Genomic DNA, 19,309 nt, shown 5'->3' on the forward strand with positions numbered 1-19,309 from the left:
GATCATTGATGCGAATCACTGTTTCGTCGAGCGCAATCTGATTCGGTGATTTACCGGATTCTGGCTGTAGATCGGCTTTTTGAACCCAATCGTGGACGGCTTTTCGACTGCGTTGGACACCCAGTGAATCGAGTAAATCGACGGTATTCGACAGCGAGAGTCCCGCAACGTGCGATTGAATACCCAACGCCATCGCGGACTCGGGTGTCCGCTCTCGCTCCACAAAATCCAAATCAATCCACTCTCTATGACCGGTGAGGCGGGCAATTTCTGCCATAGACCAGCAAGAAATTCACCCGCCTCGCTTTTCACGCTTAACTAAACACCGCCGTCGCGGCCGGCGGAAGGTATAAACCCCTCAACGGACCACCGGTCGATATGGACGTCGTATCGCGGACGCCGAGCGCGTCGAGTGGGGTCGAGCCGCCGGACTGCGTCCGACTATCCCGGGGGAACGGACGACGGCGATGATGTCCGAGTTCGACACCGAGCGCGTTCACGAGGAGGTTCGCATCGAGCGCCTCGACGGACTGGACGGCAGGGGCGAGGGCGACGAGCGGAGCGGACGCGTCGCCAGGCTGGTGATGGAGCGGGGCGACCGTCCGCTGAACGTCTTCCGGCCCCCCAAGCTCGAGGCGATGGCCGCGGCGGTCGAGGCGCTGGCCGACGAGGTGGACTGTCTCGTCGTGTACGGCGAGGGCGAGTTCTCCGCGGGCGCGGACCTCGAGTTCATCCGGGAGGCGCCGACGGAGATGCGGTCGGTCACGATCGACACGATCGCGGCGGCCTCGAGCCGGTACATCCGCGCCGTTCGGGAGTTCCCGGGTCCGGTGATCTCGGCCGTGACCGGGATCGCGGCCGGCGGCGGGCTCGGATTCATGCTCGCGTCGGACCTCAACTACCTCCACGAGTCGGCGACGCTCGACACCGCCTTCGCCCGGATCGGCCTGACGCCGGACAACGCCATTTCCTTCTTCCTCGTCAAGACGGTCGGCCCGTACAAGGCCCGCGAGCTGCTGTTCGACTCCGAACCGATCGACGCCGCGGAGGCGGTCGACCTCGGCTTCGCGAACGCGACCTACGGCGGCTCGGCCGAGGAGTTCCTCGAGACGGTCACCGAGCGCGCGCGCGAGCTCGCGGCCGGCCCGACCGACGTCCACGCGGAGACGAAGACGCTCGTCGACGCCTCCTACGAGGGCCGGCTGAGCCAGCACCTCGAACAGGAGCGCACCGCGATCAAGCGAATGAGCGGAACCGACACCTTCGACGAGGGACTCGCCGCGTTCCTCGACGGACGCGAGCCCGAGTGGGACTAGCCGCGTTGGTGCGCCGGCAGTGTGACTGAGCCGCGTTGGTGCACGCCGGCCGCTCCCGCACGCGCCGGCGCGCAGGATCGATCGACACAAGTCGGTGCCCGCCGAGCGACCACGTATCGATGACCGACCAGACGCCGACCTTCGACACGCTCGATGTCACGGTTTCCGAGGACGGGATCGCGACCGTCCGACTGGCAAACGACCCGGTGAACGCGATCAGCCAGGCGATGCGCCACGAGCTGGCCGACACGCTCGAGATCCTCCGGGAGGACCGGGTCCGCGTCGTCGTCGTCACCGGCACCCCGACGGTGTTCTCGGTGGGCGCCGACGTCGGCCTCTTCGAGGAGGCCCAGGAGTGGACCACCGCCGAGTTCCGGCGCAACTCCCGCGTCCTCGGCCGCGTCTTCGACGGGCTCGAGACGATCGAAAAGCCCGTGATCGCCGCGATCGAGGGCACCTGCGTCGGCGGCGGCCTCGAGCTCGCGCTCGCGTGTGACGTCCGGATCGTCGCCCCGGACGCGACGCTCGGGTTTCCGGAACACAACATCGGGCTGATTCCGGGCCTCGGCGGCTGCTCCCGCTTCGTGCAGCTCGTCGGCCCGGGCGTCGCCAAGGACCTGATCTTCTCCGGCGACCTGATCGACGGCGAGGAGGCCGCGGACATCAGCCTCGTCGAACGCGTGGAGGACGACCCCGACGCCGCCGCCGCGGCCTACGCCGAAGACCTGCTCGAGGGGCCGCCGCAGGCGCTCGGGCTGGCCAAGCGGGCGGTCAACACGGCGCGCGACACGGACACCCGGACCGCAGGGTTCGTCGAGTCGCTCGCCCAGAGCACGCTCCTACAAACGGCGGACCACGAGGAGGGCGTTGCGGCGTTCCGGGAGGACCGGGATCCGGAGTTCACCGGGGAGTAGGCATCGCCGCTAGGCGTCGTTCCACTCGGGGTCGCGGTCCTCGAAGAACGCCGCGATCCCCTCGTCCTTGTCGTCGGTCGCGAACAGCTGGCTGAACAGCTCGGCCTCGTACTCGATGCCGTCCTCGAGCCCGAGCTGCCCGCTCGCCCGGACCGCGTCCTTGGCGAACTCCAGCGCCACGAGGCTCTTGTCGGCCATCATCCCCGCCAGCTCGGCGACTCGCTCGTCGAGCTCGTCGGGCTCGTACACCTCGTCGACGAGGCCGATGTCGGCGGCCTCCTCCGCGTCGATCAGTTCGCCGGAGAGGATCAGCCGCAACGCCTGCCCGGTGCCGACGATCCGGGGGAGTCGCTGCGTGCCGCCGCCGCCGGGGATGATCCCCAAGTTGATCTCCGGCTGGCCGAGCTTCGCGCGCGTGGAGGCGATCCGGACGTCGCACGCCTGCGCGAGCTCGCAGCCGCCACCCAACGCGTGGCCGTTGATCCGGGCGATCACGGGCTTCGAGAGCTCCGCGACGCGCTCGTAGATCCGCGGGCGCTCGCTGACCTCGCGCTGATCGATCGCGTCCCGGTCGCGGAACTCGCCCACGTCAGCGCCCGCGACGAACGCCTTGCCCTCGGCGTCGCCGGTCACCACGACGACGCGGACCGTATCGTCGTCGTCGATCGTCGCGAGCACGCTCGCAAACTCCTCGCGAACCGTCGCGTCGAGCGCGTTCCGCGCGTCGGGCCGCGAGATCGTGACCGTCGCGACCCCCTCGGCGAGGTCGTCGAGCGCCACGTCAACGGTGTCACAGTCGGCGGCGGTCGCGACGACGTCGGCATCGCCGGTTGCAGGGTCGTTCTCCTCGCCGGCGACGTCCTCGTCGGCACCCTCGTCGCCGTCGCGTCCGGTCATCGTCCGTCGTCCCCGCTGACGCCGACGATCTCGCCGTCCTCCCAGACGTAGAAGCCCTCGCCGGACTTCCTCCCGAGCTTGCCCGCACGGACCTTCCGTTTGAGCGTCTGGGGCGGCTTGAACCGCTCGCCCAGCTCCTCACGGAGGTACTCGAGGATGTCGAGGCGCACGTCGAGCCCGACGACGTCGGTGAGTTCGAGGGGGCCCATCGGGTGGTTGTAGCCCAGCTCCATCGCCCGGTCGATGTCCTCGGCGGAGGCGACGCCCTCCTCGAGCATCCGGATCGCCTCGACGCCCAGCGCGACGCCGAGCCGCGAGGAGGCGAACCCGGCGGTGTCGGTGACCGTCACCGGCTCCTTGTCGATCTCCTCGACGAGATCGGTCGCCGCGGCGAGCGTCTCCTCGCTCGTCTGTTCGGCGACGATGATCTCCACGAGCCCCATGATGTGAACGGGGTTGAAGAAGTGGAGCCCGACCGCGCGCTCGGGACGGTCCAGGGCGTCGGCGATCGCCGTCATCGACAGCGAGGAGGTGTTGCTGGCGATGATCGCGTCGTCGTCGACGTGCTCCTCCACGTCCGCGAAGGTGTCGCGCTTGAGGTCGAGGTCCTCGGGGACGGCCTCGATCACGAACGCCGCGTCCGCGACCGCGTCCGGCAGCGAGGTCGTCGTGTCGATCCGGTCGAGGGTCGCGTCGGCCTCGGCCTGCGTCAGCTTGTCGCGCTCGACGCCGCCCTGGAGATTCCGCTCGATCGACGCCACCCCGTCCTCGAGGATCTCCGTCTCGATGTCGCGGATCGTGACGTCGTGACCCGCCATCGCGGTCACCTGTGCGATACCGTGTCCCATCGTCCCGGCTCCGAGTACGGCAACGTTCATCGATCATAGCTTGCCGAACGGACTCATTAATATTGTCATACCGCACGATCGAAACGCGTCGCCGGGGTCGGAACAGGTCGCCGTCATAAGTAACTGATATTTTATATTTTACCTATAGTATAATATAGTTTATATTTATAAGGAATGGAAATCACGCCACACCGGACGGCGTTCGATAGCAGGGATGGTATGTGGAATACGGAACGATGGGCAACTTCGATATAGTATATGAATACGATCGTCGGTATTTGAGATGGGTCCGTCATTCCGATCGGGAGAATCGGAGATCTCGAAACGGGCCTGATCTCCCGCGTATGAAGGTTCAGTCGTCAGAACTATCTACTATATTTAAATGAATGATGTCAGAAACGTTCGTGTGGAGATGCCCCCACACGGTGGGACAACGACGTCCCGGGGACGAGCGGGACGCGTGTTCACGCAGCGGGCAGGTGGGTTTCGGAGACGGCCGAATGGGCCGCGCATGTCAGGACTGCCCACTCGCGTCGAGTGCGGGGATGGATAAAGTGGGCGCGGGGGATTCCCCGCGGACCGGAAGCAACGGTGGATTTATATGTGGGCTCTCCGCACGGTCGCGACTCCGGCGCGCTACAGCGGGACGCGCTCGGCCCCGTCGGCCGCCTCGCGGGCGGCCTCGCGCAGCCACTCGGGCTCGATGTCGGCGATCTGCTCGAGGCCGGCCCGCGTCTCGACCCGGTCCGGAGCGAATCGGTCGCAGCCGACGGTGATGTCGGCGGTATCGCGGGTGCCGATCCGCTCGGCTCGCTCGACGATCGTCGGCTTGTCGAGCGTGAGCAGCGGCCGGTGGATCGGGAAGTCGGTGACGGAGTCGAGCACCGAGAGGTTCTGGGTGGTCTGGCTCGACTTCTGGCCGATCACCTCCCCCGTGACGACCCCGGTGGCGCCGCGGTCCGCCGCGATATCCGCGGCGATCCGGTACATGAACCGGCGGAAGACGAGCATCCGACCCTGTTCGAGCGTCCCGGCGAGCCGTCGACAGACCTCGCCGGCGTCGACGACGCGGATCGCGTCCAGGTGGTTCGGGGCGTACTCGGCCAGCGTCCGTGCGGCCTCCTCGGCTCGGGCACGATGATCGGGGCCGCCGAAGTCGCCCAGATCGAGGTAGATCGGCGTGACCGGCGCCCCGCGCCGCATCACCTCGAAGGCGGCCACCGGCGAGTCGATCCCGCCCGAGAGCAGGGCGACCAGGGGCCGCTGGCTTCCCAGCGGGAGCCCGCCCGGTCCCGGATGCTTCTCGACGAAGACGAACGCCTCCTCGTCGGCGACGTCGGCGCGGAACGTCACGTCCGGGTCCTCCAGGTCCACGGTCGGGTCCGGGTCCGCCACCGCCTCGAAGACCGCGCTACCCCCATCGCGCTCGAGGTCCTCGCTCGTGAAGGGGTGGTCGCCGACGCGGTTGACCCGCACCGCGAAGCTCCCGCCGTCGAACCGGTCGGCCGCGACGGTCGCCAGCGCGTCCGTGACCGCCTCTGCCGTCGGAGCGACGGTCACCGCCGGGCTCGCGGAGACCACGCCCGGCGCGTCGGTCGCGGCGTCGACGGCCGCGGCGACGGTCTCGGGGCCCGGATCGTCGCCCGTCGACGATTTCGTGGGCTCCAGAACCGGCCGATTCCGGCGGTGCCGCACCGACGCGTCGATCCCGCGGTCGGCGAGGAGCGCGCGCAGGTTCCGGCCCAGTTGCGACTGCATCTCGTACCGGACGCGCTCGCTCTTGGTGCCGATTGCGCCGACGCGGACGAGGACGGCGTCGGCTCCCGGCGGCACGCGGTCGGTACCGATCGGCGCGGCGGGACCGGTCGTCATCGACGACGCTAGGCGAGGGGTGGATATATGGGCGACGGAATCGAGCGTCGGGTATGGATCCGAACCTGGACCGGTTCACCTCCCGACGGTCGACGGTGTACGGGCAGCGTGGCGTGGTCGCCACGAGCCAGCCGCTGGCCGCCGAGGCGGGGATCGAGACCCTCCGCGATGGGGGAAACGCCTTCGACGCCGCCGTCGCGACCGCGGCGGCGCTGAACGTGGTCGAGCCGACCTCGACCGGACTCGGCGGCGACGTCTTCGCGCTCTACCGCACCGCCGACGACGAAGTGGGCGCGATGCGCGCCTGCGGCGGCGCGCCGGCCGGCGCGACGATCGACGCCGTGCGCGACCGACTCGGCCCCGAAGCCGACGGGATGCCGTTTCGCGGTCCGCACACGGTGACCGTTCCCGGAACCGCCCGGGGCTGGGAGGCGACCGCGCGGGAGCTTGGTCGGAAGCCGCTCGGCGAGCTGCTCCAGCCCGCGATCCGCTACGCGACCGAGGGGTTCCCCGTCTCCGAGGTCGTCGCCTCCCAGTGGGAGCACGGCGAGGAGATCTTCGGGACCGACCACGCGCGCTCGGCGTTCCTCTTCGGTGACGCCGCCCCGAAGGCCGGTCAGTTCGTTACGCTTCCGAAACTCGGCGCGTCGCTCCGCCGGGTCGCGGAGGACGGCGCCGACGTCGTCTACGAGGGCGAGATCGCCGAGGCGATCGCGACCGAGGTGCAGGAGCAGGGCGGATTCCTGACCGTCGAGGACCTCGCCGACTTCTCGGTCGAGTGGCCCGACCCGGTCTCGACGACCTACAACGGGGCGACGGTCCACGAGCTTCCGCCGAACAACCAGGGGCTCATCGCGCTCGAGGCGCTGAACGTCGCCGCCGAGCTCGACGCCGGCGAGTGCGCGTACGGCTCCCTCGACCGGGTCCACCGGCTCGCGGAGGCGATGAAGGTCGCGTTCCACGACGGCCACCGGTACATCACCGATCCCGACTACGAGGACCATCCGCCGCTCGGGTCGACGGCCTGGGCCCGGCGGCGCGCCGAGGAGGTCGGCCCACGCGCGAACCACGACGTCTCCTTCGGCGTCCCGAACGCGAACGCGGAGGACGCCGACACCGTTCTGGTGACCGTCGCCGACGACAAGGGGAACGTCGTCTCCTACATCAACTCCCGGTTCGCGGGCTTCGGGTCGGGGCTCGTGGCCGGCGGGACGGGGATCGCCCTGCAGAACCGCGGCGCCTCGTTCTCGCTCGACCCCGCCCACCCGAACGCGCTCGAACCGGGCAAGCGCCCCTTCCACACCCTCATTCCGGGGGTGGCGCGGCTCGACGATGACGACTGGGCGGCCTTCGGCGTGATGGGCGGATACATGCAGCCCCAGGGTCACCTCCAGGTGATCACGAACGTGGTCGACTACGGGATGCCGATCCAGCGCGCGCTCGACGAACCGCGCTGGCGATACCGGGAATCGGGGGAGCTCGCGCTCGAGCCGCAGTTCGACGACGAGCTCGCCGCGGGACTCGTCCGGCGGGGCCACCGGGTTCGAACCCTCACCGCGGACGAGTTCGGGGGAGCACAGCTCGTCCGGAACGACGACGGCGTGCTCTCGGGGGCGACCGACCCGCGGAAGGACGGCAACGCGCAGGGCTACTGACGGTCGCCGCGGTTCGTCGGACCGAGCTCGTCGCCGACCGACCCTGCCGCCGGTCGACCCCGTCGCCGATACCGATCGATCCCGCCGCCGGTGCCGATCGATCCCGCCACCGGTGCCGATCGATCCCGTCACCGGTGCCGATCGATCCCGCCGCCGGTCGACCGACCGATCCGTCACGTTTTGGACGCCGGCCGCGAGAGTGCCGGTATGAACGTCATCGTGACCGGCGGCCGCGGGACCTCCGGCCGCTGGATCGTCGACGCGCTCGCGGCCGACCACGACGTCACGTGTCTGGACCGCGATCTCCCGGCGAACGGCGGCCATCCGGACGTGGCGTACCGGGCGCTCGACCTCACGGACGCGGGCGGGACCTTCGACGCGATCACCGCGATCGACCCCGACGCGGTGGTGCATTGGGCCGCGATCCCGGTCGCCGGAAGCCATCCCGGCGTCGACCTCTACCGGAACAACACGCTGGCGGCCCACAACGTGCTCACGGCCGCCGGGCGCGTCGGCGCGGACGTCGTCCAGGCGTCCTCCGACGGCGCCTACGGCTTCTTCTTCGCCGCCGAGACGCCGGTCCCGGACGAGCTCCCGATCACGGAGGGTCACGCGCTGCGTCCGGAGGACCCCTACGGGCTCTCGAAGGTCGTCGCCGAGGAGATCGCCGCGACGGTCGCGCGCCGCGACGGCGTCTCGATCGCCTCGATCCGGCCCTCCTGGATCCAGGAGCCGGGGTCGTACGCCTGCCGGGAGCCGGACTACGTCACGGACCGGTCCGCCGGCGCCGGCAACTACTGGTCGTACGTGGACGTCCGGGACGTGGCCGACCTCGTCGTCGCCGCGCTCGCGGGCGTCACCGCGCCGGAGTCCGGGACTGGAAGCAGGATCGAGGGCCACGAGGCGTTCAACTGCGTCGCCGCCGACAACGCGCTCGGGGAACCGCTCCGGGAGCTGATGCGTGACCACTACGGCCGACTGCCGGCGGACTGCTCGGTCGAGGGCGACGCGTCGGCCTACGCGACGGCGAAGGCCGAGCGGCTGCTCGACTGGAAGCCGACCCGGTCCTGGCGTGACGCCGCCGACGAATCGGTCGAGCCGCCCGAGGTCTGAGCGGCTTCCGAAGTCCGAGCGACGTCGCGTGACCGACGCCGATGCCACACGATCGTATACGGAATCCGTTCTCTACATACACGAAATGTTTTTACTTCGCTGCGTCGACCCTCCACTCGAGACTCGTTGTCATGTCGCGAAACCTCTTCACCGAATCGGAGTACGAACGGCGCGTCGAACGCACGAGGGAACGCCTGCGCGAGGAGGGGCTGGACGCGATCGTGGTCGCCGACCCGGCGAACATGAACTACCTGACGGGCTACGACGGCTGGTCCTTCTACGTCCACCAGGCCGTGATCGTCACCCGGGAGCGCGACGAGCCGGTGTGGGTCGGCCGGGACATGGACGGCAACGGCGCCCGCGCGACCACGTGGCTCTCCGAGGAGAGCATTCGGGCCTACAGCGACGACCACGTCCACTCGCCGTACGACCTCCATCCGATGGACTACGTCGCCGGCGTCCTGGAGGATCTCGGCGTCGCGGACGGCCGGATCGGCCTGGAGATGGACGCCTCCTACTTCACCGCGAAGTCGTACACGCGGCTACAGTCGACCCTCCCCGACGCCGACTTCGAGGACGCCACGCTGCTGGTCGGCTGGATCCGCATCAAGAAGTCCGAGCAGGAGCTCGAATACATGCGCGAGGCCGCCCGCATCTCCGAGGAGGCGATGCTGGCCGGCCTGGACGCGATCGACGCCGGCGTCCCCGAGTACGAGGCCGCGGCGGCGATCTACGACCGCCTGATCCGCGGCACCGACGAGTACGGCGGCGACTACCCCTCGATCGTGCCGCTGATGCCCTCCGGTGACCACACCGGCACGCCCCACCTCACCTGGACCGACCGGCCGTTCAGCGACGACGAGCTCGTGCTCATCGAGCTGTCGGGCTGCCGGCACCGGTACCACTCGCCGCTGGCGCGGACCGCTTACGTCGGCGACCCGCCCGCCGAGGTGCGGGAGACGGCCGAGGTCGTCATCGAGGGGATCGAGGCCGCCCTCGACGCCGTCGAGCCCGGCGTCACCTGTGAGGCCGTCGAGAAGGCTTGGCGGGAGACGATCGCCCAGTACGGCCTCGAGAAGGAGGACCGGATCGGCTACTCGATGGGGCTCGGCTATCCGCCGGACTGGGGCGAGCACACCGCCAGCATCCGGCCCGGCGACGAGACCGTCCTCGAGGAGGACATGACGTTCCACATGATCCCGGGCATCTGGGAGGACGACTTCGGCGTCGAGCTGTCGGAGACCTTCCACGTGACCGCCACCGGCGCCGAACCGCTCGCCGACTTCCCCCGCGAGCTGTTCACGATCTAGCGGCGGCCGGGCGAACGCAAGCGGCATTCGATCGCCGGTGACGCGTCGACCGCGAGTGACGCCTCGGTCGTGAGTGACGCCGCGGTCGTGAGTGACGCGTCGATCGTCGCCAGGGATCGAAACACGGTTCCACGCGGCCCGCCAACGTTGGACCATCAATGGGCCTCGTGAACGAGCTCGCCGCCGACGTCAAAGGGGCGATCCGGGATCCGACGGACGAGCAGAAGGCGATCCTGGTGACGATCCTCGCCATCATCGTGGTCGACCGATACGCCTGGTATCACGACATCCCGTTCGTCGTCCAGACGACCGCCGCGGTTGGCGCCGGGTTCATCGTCTTCATCGTCGTGAGCTTCCTCATCTCCGGGCAGTTCCCGCCGGACGACGGCAGCGACGACCGCGAGGAGTGAAGCGGCACGTCACGTCACCGAACGCGTTCCAAACCGTTTATACCGGCCGCGAGGGAAGCGGAGGTATGCCTCGTGAGCAAAAGCAGGTTCGCGAACTGCAGGAGGGCAGCTACGTGATGATGGACGAATCGCCGTGCAAGATCAACCACTACAGCACTGCGAAGCCGGGCAAACACGGCAGCGCCAAGGCCCGCATCGAGGGCAAGGGCGTCTTCGACGACAGGAAGCGGTCCCTCTCCCAGCCCGTCGACGCGAAGGTCTGGGTCCCGATCATCGAGCGCAAACAGGGCCAGGTCGTCTCCGTCTCCGGCGACGACGCCCAGGTGATGGATCTGGACACCTACGAGACGTTCACGATGCGCATCCCCGAGGACGAGGAGCTCGCCTCCGACGACGAGATCGAGTACCTCGAGTACGAGGGGCAACGCAAGATCGTCGGATAATCGAGATGTTCCCGGGAGCGACGACCGATCGCGAGGCTGCCTCCTACGTGGTCGTCGGCGCTCCCCTGGACGCCACGACCACCTTTCAGCCGGGCACCCGGTTCGGACCGGACCGCGTCCGGCAGTTTTCCGAATCCTACGACGATTACGACCGCCGGACGGCGAGTCGCTTCACCGATCTCGGCGTCCACGACGCCGGCGACGTCCACCCGTGGGACGACGTCCCCGCGTACCTCGATCACCTCGCCGCGGAGCTCCGGAGCGTCGTCCTCGACGACGCCGTTCCGGCGACGATCGGCGGCGAGCACACCGTCACCTACGCCGGCGTCGAGGCCGTCGATCCCGACGTCCTCGTGGTGCTCGACGCCCACCTGGACCTGCGGGACGCCTACGGCGGGAACGAATGGAACCACGCCTGCGTCACCCGACGGGCGCTCGACGTCGTCGACCACGCGTACGTGGTCGGCGCTCGAACGGGCTCGGCCGCGGAGTGGGACCGGGCAGAGGCGGACGACGTGACGGTCGTCCCGCCCGAGGACGCCGGCGAGTGGGCACGGTCGATGCAGGAGGACGGTATCCTCGACGGCGACTCGATCTACCTCTCGATCGACGTTGACGCCGCCGATCCCGGGTACGCGCCGGGAACCGGGACGATGGAGCCGTTCGGCCTCGCGCCGCGGGAGCTGCGGGACGCCGTCCGCGCCGTCGCTCCGTACGCGGAGGGCGTCGACGTCGTCGAGGTGAACGACCGCGACGACGGCCAGACGGCGGCGCTCGCGGGGAAGCTCCTTCGCGAGTTCGTGTTCACGCACGCCGCGGAGGCGTGAATTGGCCGCCGCGACGACGCGCGAACCGACTTCGCGGAACGACTCCGCGAAGGACGGACCCCGATCTTACCGATCGGGCGCCGGCGGCAGCCGCCGCTTGTGCGCGCTCTCCTCGTGGAGGTCGACGACCGTCTCGACCTGTTCGGGCTCGACGCCGAGCTCGCGGACCGTGGCGTCCTTCGAAAGGGGACCGTGGACGTGGGTCGCGAGGATCGCGTCCAGGGTGTCGTAATCGACGCCCATCTCCGACTCGTCCGTCTGTCCGGACCACATCCCGGCCGTCGGCGTCTGCATCACCAGATCGTGGGGCACGCCGACGTGGGCGGCCAGCTGGCGCACCTGCATCTTGTAGAGGTTGCCGATCGGGTTGCAGTCGACCGCCTGGTCGCCGTACTTGGTGAAATAGCCCGTCGCGGCCTCCGACCGGTTGCCGGTTCCGAGGACGATCCGGTTCTCGGCGTTGGCGACGAAGTAGTTGAGCACGGCCCGCGTGCGGACGTAGACGTTCCCCTTGGCGGTCGTGTCCTCGGCCGCCTCCGGATAGCGGTCGAAGATCGTCTCGGCGATGGGGTCGATCTCGACCACGTCGTAGTCGATCCCCAGCTCCTCGGCGACGCGTTCGGCGTCGCTCATCGTCTCCGGGTCGTTGACCGTCGCCGGCATCGTGATCCCGTGGAGCCCGTCCGCGCCCAGCGCCGACACGGCGAGGTACGCGGTGAGCGTCGAGTCGATCCCGCCGGAAATGCCGAGGACGGCCCCCTCGGCGCCGGCGGCCTCGACCGTCTCCGCGATGAAGGAGACGATCCGGTCGCGAGTGGTTTCGAGCTCGGCCTCCGAGAGCCGGAGGTCGAGCGGCGGGTCCTCGGACAACAGGACGGATTCCTCGGGCGGGGTCGTCATCGGGTCGGGGTTGCAGCGCGGGCGACTAATAGGCTATCGATAGCGCCTATTTCCGTTCGATCGAACACTTATAAGTATATGACGGGACGGACGATCACCGATAGTCGAGATACCCGTCAGCTTTCGCGAGCAGCAGCCCCTCGAGGGTTGCGTCGTTACAGCCGGGGCGGCGGGCGGTTTCGAGCGCCTCGTCGACGCGCACCGCACGCGGATCGAGGAACTCGTTCGTGTCCAAGTCCCGCTCGACCGCCTCGAGCTCCCGGGCGAGGACGTAGCCGCGCCGGTGGCGCAACACGCCGGTCGAACACCACACCTCCTGGAGCAGCGTCGTCTCGGCGGGCGCGAAGCCGGTCTCCTCGGCCAGTTCGCGCGCGGCGGCGTCGGCGTAGGACTCGCCCGGTTCGACGATCCCGGCCGGCAGCTCGAGCTGCTGCCGGCGGATCGTGGGCCGGTACTGTTCGACGAACAGAACCTCGCCGTCGGCGATCGCGACCACGACGGTCGCGGGCGGCAGCTCCGCCCAGTAATAGTCCTTCGCGGTGCCGTCGGGCTGCTCGACCCGGTCGTAGCCGGCGGTCAGCCAGCCCGTCTCGTACTCGACGTCGACCGACTCGACGGGCCAGTCGGGCTCGCCGGGCAGCGAGTGGGTCCGGCCGTCGGCGAAGGCGGGGAGATCGCGGAGGTCGGCGGCCGGTTCGTGCCCGAGCGGCGGGTCGGGGGACTTCTCGGCCGGCGGGTCGGGGGACTCCTCGGCCGGCGGATCGGGATCCCCCGCGTCGGGTGACGGTCGGTCGGAGCGATCCTCACTCATTGGTTTCGCTCGGGACTCTGGTCACGTCGACGTAATACCGTTCGCCTTCGTGGACGACGAGGACGCGTCCGTCCTCACGGACCGCATCCCGGTTCCGCCGCTGCAGCGCGTCCTGTTCGTCGAACGGCGTGTGCGTGAAGTGCTCCTTGACTCCGAAGGGGCCCTCCTGATAGCCGTCCGACCGGCCGGCGGACCGGCCGTCACCGGCGTCAGTCGCGGCGAGCGCGCTCGTCAGGTACGGATACCGGCGGTCGGTCGCGTTCGAGACGTCGACCGCGGGCCCGTCGGCGTCGGTCGGCTCGGCGGTGAGGTGGTAGGGGTCCCCCGTCCCGAGATATTCCGGCAGGGCGCCGAGCGCGAGCAGCGCCAGGGCGACGATCGCGATCGCGATCAGGAGGTTCCGCGTGACGCGGCGCATATCGCCCCGGTAGGCCGCCGGCGCGAATACGGGTTTCGGGTTCGGCGCGTTCGTTGTCGGCGGCGAGTCGACCGCGGCATCGACCGGCGGACGACGCGACTGCAGGCATTGTCCGCCGAACGACGCGGCCGACGTCCCCCTCGTCGACCGGCGGAACAGGCTTTTGCCGATCCGGACCGGTCGGTCGGTATGGACGCCAGGGTCGACTCGGAGTTCCGGTTCGAGCTGGCGCTGTGTGCCGCCCTCGAGGACCCCGACCGCGTCGTGGCCCGCCAGCTCGGCGGCGCGGTCGCGCGACCGGGCGCCCGGATCGTCGACGTCTGCGTCCTCGATCCCGGACCCGAGTTTACCGACCGTGCGTCGATAACCCCGGCGTCGATCCCCGACGCGGCCCTCGAGGCCGACGTCGGCCCCGGGACCGCCGTCCCGGTCGGCGACGCGTTCGATCTGCCGCCGGAGCGAGCACGAAGCGTGGTCGAGGCGGCGGTCGAGGTCGGCTACCTGGAACGGGAGCGGCGCGGCGGCCGGGAGCTCGTCCGCGCGACCGCCCGCTACCCGGACGACTGGGTGGACGAGCTCGTCGCGATCGAGAACAAGCCGGATCTCGGCCGTCCCGGCGACCTGCGAGCACAACTCCGGTTCGACGTCGAACTCGGCCTCTTCGACCGGGTGTGGCTCGCGACGGCGTCCCACGTCACCCGCGCACATTTAAACCGGATCCCGACGGAGGTCGGCGTGCGGCGCGTCGACCCCGAGACCGGCGACCGGGAGGTCGTCCGCGAGGCGACGACGCTCCCGGTCGCGCAGCCGGGCATCGAGATCGTCGCCGAGGAGGGCCTCCGGACCGACGTCGAGGTTGTGACCCCGGCCGCGAAGGCCCGGAAGCGCCGCCGGATCGCGGAGCGGGCCTACGGGAAGGGGTGGCGGCCGGACCCGCCGGGGTGTGCCCACGCGACCACGACCGCGGACGGCCGTCCCTACTGCGACCGGTTCGATCGCGTGGTGGATCCCGGCCGCGACTGCGGGGAGGGGTGTGCCGCCCACGAGCCGGCCGAGCCGCCCGGGACGGACCACGAAACGCTGCGGGCGGCCAACTCGGCGTGGGTCGCCGACCCCGACGGTGCGCCGCGCAGGCAGGCGGGACTTGACCGATTCGGCTGAGAGACGGCCGGGACCCGACCGGATCAGCTGAGCCGGTACCGTTCGCCGTCGACCGCCAGCGGCTCCTCGAAGGCCTCGTCGACCGGGTAGAAGTGCGCGAGGTGGACCAGCCGCGTCTCGGTCGCGTTCAACTCGGCGGCCAGATCGAGCGCGCCCTCGCGGGTCATGTGCTTCGTGCCGAAGGTGCGCGGCGTGCCGTCCGGACGCTGATGGCGGCCGCCCATCGGGTGGTGTTCACACAGCGAGGCGGGGACGATGGCGTCCGCCAGCAGCAGGTCGGGGTCGGCGAGGACCTCCCGGGAGCGCTCGGGGACGTCGTAGCTCGAGTCGCCGGTCAGCGACAGTTTCGCGCCCGTCTCGGGCTCCTCGATCGCGACGCCGTAACAGACCAGCGGCGGGTGGTCGACCGGAACGAACCGGACCTCGAACCCGCAGGTCTCGAAGGGCTCGAAGGGGTCGTGACCCGCGACGCCGATCCGGTCCTCGAGGTAATCGTACTTCCGGCGGACGGTGTCGGCGACGCTCTCGTCGGTGACCGGGTCGACCTCGGCGGGGGCGTGGACGGTGAGCGCGTCGAAGACGCGGTAGGCGTTCCCCAGCCCGTCGAGGTGGTCGAAGTGGATGTGCGTGACGAGCCCGGCGTCCGGCAGCGGAACGTCGTGGTCGAGGAACTGCTGGCGGAAGTCGGGGCTGAAGTCGATCAGCAGCGACTCGCCGGTCCCCTCGTGGCGCACGTGAACGGAGAACCGGGACCGCGAGATCCCGCGCTCGCGGGCGGCCGTACAGGTGTCGCAGTCGCAGCCGACGGTCGGCGTCCCGGTGGTGTCGCCGGTGCCGAGCAGCGTGACCTCCATCTCACCGGAGGGTTCGCCGTCACCCGATAAAAACGCGGGGGTGCGTGGTCGTATTGGGCGGGGTGCGTGGTCGTATTGGTCGGGGTGCGTGGTCGTACCAGGCGGGATACGTGGTCGTATCGTGTTCGACGTCCGCACCGCCGGGTGCGAACGCCACCTGCGGTGCCGCTCCGATACGGTTTTGGGTGCCCCGGCGAAAGCGTTGTCAAATGCTGTCGCGTCAGTTCGTCCGGGAGAACCCGGAGACGGTCCGCGAGGCCCTGCAGAATAAGGGCGTCGACGTCGACCTCGATCGGATCCTCGAGGTCGACGAGGAGTGGCGGGAGCTCAAATCGCGCGGGGACGACCTCCGGCACGAGCGCAACGAGGTCTCCTCGCGGATCGGCGAGTTGAAACAGGCCGGCGACGAGGCGGCCGCCCAAGAGGCGATCGAGCGCTCCCAGGAGCTCAAAGCCGAGCTGCAGGAGGTCGAGGAGCGCGCCGACGAGCTCGAGGCCGAGCTCGAGGCGGCGCTGCTGGAGCTGCCGCAGATCCCCGACGAGTCGGTTCCGGTCGGCGCCGACGAGTCCGAGAACGTCGAGCGCCGCCGCGAGCTGTTCGACGACCTGCGCGAGCTGCCCGCGACCGTGACCCCGCATTACGACCTCGGCGAGGATCTCGGGATCCTCGATTTCGACCGTGCGGCGAAGGTCTCCGGCGGCGGGTTCTACTTCGCGATGGGCGACGGCGCCCGGCTCGAGCACGCGCTCGTGCAGTTCATGCTCGACGTCCATCGCGAGCAAGGCTACCGCGACGTCTTCCCGCCGCTGCCGGTCGCCAGCCGGTCGATGGAGGGCACCGGTCAGTTCCCGAAGTTCACCGAAGATGCCTACCGGATCGAGGGGTCGAACGAGGAGCCCTACGACGAGGACGACCTGTGGCTGCTCCCGACCGCGGAGGTTCCCGTCACCAACCTCCACCGCGAGGAGATCCTCCTGGCGGAGGACCTCCCGCTGAAGTACCAGGCCTACTCGCCGAACTTCCGCCAGGAGGCCGGCGAACACGGCACCGAGACGCGCGGGATCGTCCGGGTCCACCAGTTCAACAAGGTCGAGATGGTGAACTTCGTCCGCCCCGAGGAGAGCGCCGAGCGCTTCGAGGGGCTCCTCGACGAGGCCGAGGAGGTCCTGCGCCGGCTCGAGCTGCCCTACCGGATCCTCGAGATGTGCACCGGCGACCTCGGCTTCACGCAGGCGAAGAAGTACGACATCGAGGTGTGGGCGCCCGCCGACGATATGCCCGAGGGCCCCGACCGCGGCGGGCGGTGGCTGGAGGTCTCGAGCGTCTCGAACTTCGAGGACTTCCAGGCCCGGCGCGCGGACGTCAAATACCGCGAGGAGCACCACGAGTCGGCCGAGTACCTCCACACGCTCAACGGGTCCGGCCTCGCCGTGCCCCGCGTCGTCGTCGCGATCCTGGAGTACTACCAGAACCCCGACGGGACGGTCACGGTTCCCGAGGCGCTCCGGCCGTACATGGGCGGCCAGGAGCGGATCGAGGGCCACGACCCGGTCGGCGAGTCGGCGCTCGGCACGGACGACTGACCGGGAGTCCGGAACGACCACGGCTCGGCCGAACGACCGACCGCACGCGTCCGATCGTCACGACGAATCGGACCGTGGGTTTTTCTCGAGGGTTCCCCTACGCCGGGTATGGACATCGGTCTCGTCGGCGACGGGCCCGCGATCGCGGCGGTCGAGGCGGCGCTCGGCGACGTCGAAGTGAACGTGCTCCCGATGGACGCCGACCCGGACCTCCTCTCGGGGGTCGATTTCGCCGTCGTCGCGGCCACGACCGGCGATCCGGCTTTCACGGTCGCCAGCGAGGCGCTCGACGCCTGGGCCGCGGTCGAGGTCGGCGGGATCGGCGGCCACCCGATCGAGGGGATCGACGCCGCGGTGACGGTCCTGGATACGGCGTGTTACGACTGCCTCCGGGCGCGCGTCGCCGCGGGCGATCCCGAGACGGCGGAGCGGCCAACCGGCGTCCGGTCGGCGGTTCGGTACGCCGGCGCGGTGGCCGGGCGACGCACGATCGCCTTCCTGTCCCAGGGATCAGGGGGGCCCGGCGACGTCGTCGTCGAGGTTCCCGGTCCGGAACGAACCCTGCTTCCCGTCCCGAACTGTGAGTGTGACGAGGAGACGGCCACCGCCGACACCCGCTCGGCCGCGGTCCCGCGGACGCACCGCGAGTCGTCGCTCGGCGAGACGCTCGACCGTGCGGAGCGCGCCGTCGACGACCGGATCGGCCCGATCGCGGAGGTCGGCGAACGCGAGTCGTTCCCCGTGCCGTACTACATCGCGGGGACGGCCGACACCCAAGGCTTCAGCGACGCGCGGGCGGCGGAGTTCGCGGCCGGCGTCGACGTCGACTGGGACGCCGCCTTTATGAAGGCGCTCGGCGAGGGGCTCGAACGATACGCGGCCGGCGTATACCGGTCAGGGGACCACGAACTGGCGCCCGCGAACGGGGTCGAGGATCCGGTTCGGCCCGACGACTTCGTCACGCCGGACCCGGTCGCCCTCGACCCGACGGACCCGATCCCGTGGGTCCCCGGCACCCGCCTGGACGCCGAGGAGCGCGTACACCTCCCCGCGGAGTTCGTCCGCTTCCCGCCGCCGACGGACCGATTCCGTCCCGCCATCACCACCGGGCTCGGCCTCGGATCCTCCGGGGTGGACGCGCTGCTGTCGGGGCTCTACGAGACGATCGAGCGCGACGCGACGATGATCGCGTGGTACTCGACGTTCGATCCCCTCGAGCTGTCCCTGGATGGAATCGCGGACCGGGTCGACGGTGGTCACGCTGTACGAAGTACGGGGACGGAATCAGCCGACGACGCGGCCGGAGTTGAAGGATCGGCCGACGACGCGGCCGGAGTCGAGGGACCGACCGACGACGCGACGGCGCTGGTCGATCTCCGCAAGCGGGCCCGCGCGGAGGGACTCACGGTCCGAACCCTGCTCGTGACGACGGACGTCGACGTCCCGGTCGTCGCCGCCGGCGTCCACCGCGATGACGACTGGCCCCGGTTCGCCGCCGGGTCGGCCGCCGACCTCGATCCCCTCGCGGCGGCCCGGTCGGCCGTCTCCGAGGCGCTCCAGAACTGGATGGAACTCCGGACGATGGGTCCCGATGCGGCCGCCGAGCAGGGCGGAGCGATCGGCCATCACGCCTCGTTCCCGGACGAGACGCGGGCGTTCTTCGATCCGGACGTCTCCGTGAACCCGGAAACCGTCGGCGAACCGGACCTCGCCGGAACCGCCGAACTTGACGCCGTCCTGGACCGGATCGGGGAGGTCGGTCTGGCGGCGTACGCGACGCGGCTGACGACCCGCGACCTCGAAGCGCTCGGGTTCGAGGCGGCACGCGTCCTCGTCCCGGCGGCGCAACCACTGTTCACCGGCGAGCCGTTCTTCGGCGACCGGGCCCGGTCGGTCCCGGAGACGATGGGGTTCGAGCCGGACCTCGACCGGACGTACCACCCGTTTCCGTAACCGGTCGTCGGTCATACGTCCCGA

Annotated in this window: 18 protein-coding genes and 1 pseudogene; 11 read left to right on the top strand and 8 right to left on the bottom strand. The window is 69.9% G+C overall.

Features of this window, described 5'->3' with window-relative positions; translation table 11 throughout:
• Positions 1 to 277, bottom strand: a pseudogene (locus BLV25_RS14285) (IS6 family transposase); the annotation flags it as partial.
• Between the two features lie 193 nt (positions 278 to 470).
• Between BLV25_RS14285 and BLV25_RS14290 the strand changes: the two are divergent.
• Positions 471 to 1,316, top strand: coding sequence for an enoyl-CoA hydratase/isomerase family protein (locus BLV25_RS14290; RefSeq protein WP_218128648.1), 846 nt, complete (start codon positions 471 to 473; stop codon positions 1,314 to 1,316).
• 119 nt (positions 1,317 to 1,435) lie between these two features.
• On the top strand, positions 1,436 to 2,230 hold the full coding sequence (locus tag BLV25_RS14295) for an enoyl-CoA hydratase/isomerase family protein (RefSeq protein WP_092734554.1): 795 nt from the start codon (positions 1,436 to 1,438) through the stop codon (positions 2,228 to 2,230).
• 9 nt (positions 2,231 to 2,239) lie between these two features.
• Here BLV25_RS14295 and BLV25_RS14300 read toward each other — a convergent pair whose 3' ends face one another.
• The 3 genes from BLV25_RS14300 to BLV25_RS14310 all read right to left on the bottom strand — a co-directional run bounded on the left by BLV25_RS14300 (position 2,240) and on the right by BLV25_RS14310 (position 5,847).
• A complete protein-coding gene (locus BLV25_RS14300) occupies positions 2,240 to 3,127 on the bottom strand; it encodes an enoyl-CoA hydratase/isomerase family protein (RefSeq protein WP_092734557.1) in 888 nt (295 codons plus the stop codon).
• Complete coding sequence (locus tag BLV25_RS14305) at positions 3,124 to 4,005, bottom strand: 3-hydroxyacyl-CoA dehydrogenase family protein (RefSeq protein WP_039400815.1); 882 nt, start codon at positions 4,003 to 4,005, stop codon at positions 3,124 to 3,126. The genes BLV25_RS14300 and BLV25_RS14305 overlap by 4 nt, the downstream gene beginning before the upstream one ends.
• 606 nt (positions 4,006 to 4,611) lie before the next feature.
• A complete protein-coding gene (locus tag BLV25_RS14310) occupies positions 4,612 to 5,847 on the bottom strand; it encodes a tRNA sulfurtransferase (RefSeq protein ID WP_092734560.1) in 1,236 nt (411 codons plus the stop codon).
• A 53-nt stretch (positions 5,848 to 5,900) separates the two neighbouring features.
• Between BLV25_RS14310 and ggt the strand changes: the two genes are divergently transcribed.
• The 6 genes from ggt to speB all read left to right on the top strand — a co-directional run bounded on the left by ggt (position 5,901) and on the right by speB (position 11,605).
• Positions 5,901 to 7,502, top strand: a complete 1,602-nt coding sequence (ggt, locus tag BLV25_RS14315) for a gamma-glutamyltransferase (RefSeq protein ID WP_092734563.1) — start codon at positions 5,901 to 5,903, stop codon at positions 7,500 to 7,502.
• Positions 7,503 to 7,709: 207 nt separating this feature from the next.
• The gene (locus BLV25_RS14320; RefSeq protein ID WP_021073358.1) at positions 7,710 to 8,615 is read left to right on the top strand and encodes an NAD-dependent epimerase/dehydratase family protein; all 906 of its coding nucleotides are present in this window, start codon (positions 7,710 to 7,712) and stop codon (positions 8,613 to 8,615) included.
• 131 nt (positions 8,616 to 8,746) lie between these two features.
• On the top strand, positions 8,747 to 9,925 hold the full coding sequence (locus BLV25_RS14325) for a M24 family metallopeptidase (RefSeq protein WP_092734566.1): 1,179 nt from the start codon (positions 8,747 to 8,749) through the stop codon (positions 9,923 to 9,925).
• Between the two features lie 158 nt (positions 9,926 to 10,083).
• Positions 10,084 to 10,335, top strand: a complete 252-nt coding sequence (locus BLV25_RS14330; RefSeq protein ID WP_021073361.1) for a hypothetical protein — start codon at positions 10,084 to 10,086, stop codon at positions 10,333 to 10,335.
• 65 nt (positions 10,336 to 10,400) lie between these two features.
• Positions 10,401 to 10,778: a translation initiation factor IF-5A gene (locus BLV25_RS14335; RefSeq protein ID WP_021073362.1), complete on the top strand. Its 378-nt coding sequence runs from the start codon at positions 10,401 to 10,403 to the stop codon at positions 10,776 to 10,778.
• Positions 10,779 to 10,783: 5 nt separating this feature from the next.
• Positions 10,784 to 11,605, top strand: coding sequence for an agmatinase (speB, locus tag BLV25_RS14340; protein ID WP_092734569.1), 822 nt, complete (start codon positions 10,784 to 10,786; stop codon positions 11,603 to 11,605).
• A gap of 66 nt (positions 11,606 to 11,671) precedes the next feature.
• Here speB and BLV25_RS14345 read toward each other — a convergent pair whose 3' ends face one another.
• From BLV25_RS14345 to BLV25_RS14355, 3 genes are all read right to left on the bottom strand, one after another.
• Complete coding sequence (locus BLV25_RS14345; RefSeq protein WP_021073364.1) at positions 11,672 to 12,505, bottom strand: NAD+ synthase; 834 nt, start codon at positions 12,503 to 12,505, stop codon at positions 11,672 to 11,674.
• 94 nt (positions 12,506 to 12,599) lie between these two features.
• A complete protein-coding gene (locus BLV25_RS14350; protein WP_092734572.1) occupies positions 12,600 to 13,316 on the bottom strand; it encodes an NUDIX hydrolase in 717 nt (238 codons plus the stop codon).
• Positions 13,309 to 13,734 (bottom strand): hypothetical protein, encoded by a 426-nt coding sequence (locus tag BLV25_RS14355; RefSeq protein WP_021073366.1) that lies wholly within the window; start codon positions 13,732 to 13,734, stop codon positions 13,309 to 13,311. The genes BLV25_RS14350 and BLV25_RS14355 overlap by 8 nt, the downstream gene beginning before the upstream one ends.
• Positions 13,735 to 13,923: 189 nt before the next feature.
• Here BLV25_RS14355 and BLV25_RS14360 point away from each other — a divergent pair, with 189 nt between their 5' ends.
• A complete protein-coding gene (locus tag BLV25_RS14360; protein WP_092734575.1) occupies positions 13,924 to 14,895 on the top strand; it encodes a DUF5787 family protein in 972 nt (323 codons plus the stop codon).
• Between the two features lie 23 nt (positions 14,896 to 14,918).
• Here the strand turns inward: BLV25_RS14360 and BLV25_RS14365 are convergent, their stop codons facing one another.
• Positions 14,919 to 15,749 carry an MBL fold metallo-hydrolase gene (locus BLV25_RS14365; protein WP_092734579.1) on the bottom strand — a complete coding sequence of 277 codons (831 nt, stop codon included), beginning with the start codon at positions 15,747 to 15,749 and terminating at the stop codon, positions 14,919 to 14,921.
• A 209-nt stretch (positions 15,750 to 15,958) separates the two neighbouring features.
• Here BLV25_RS14365 and serS point away from each other — a divergent pair, with 209 nt between their 5' ends.
• Positions 15,959 to 17,332: a serine--tRNA ligase gene (serS, locus tag BLV25_RS14370; protein WP_092734582.1), complete on the top strand. Its 1,374-nt coding sequence runs from the start codon at positions 15,959 to 15,961 to the stop codon at positions 17,330 to 17,332.
• Between the two features lie 108 nt (positions 17,333 to 17,440).
• Positions 17,441 to 19,285: a YcaO-like family protein gene (locus BLV25_RS14375; RefSeq protein WP_092734585.1), complete on the top strand. Its 1,845-nt coding sequence runs from the start codon at positions 17,441 to 17,443 to the stop codon at positions 19,283 to 19,285.
• Positions 19,286 to 19,309: the final 24 nt, after the last annotated feature.

The sequence above is a fragment of the Halopenitus persicus genome (assembly GCF_900107205.1).
In the GTDB taxonomy this organism is placed as follows: domain Archaea; phylum Halobacteriota; class Halobacteria; order Halobacteriales; family Haloferacaceae; genus Halopenitus; species Halopenitus persicus.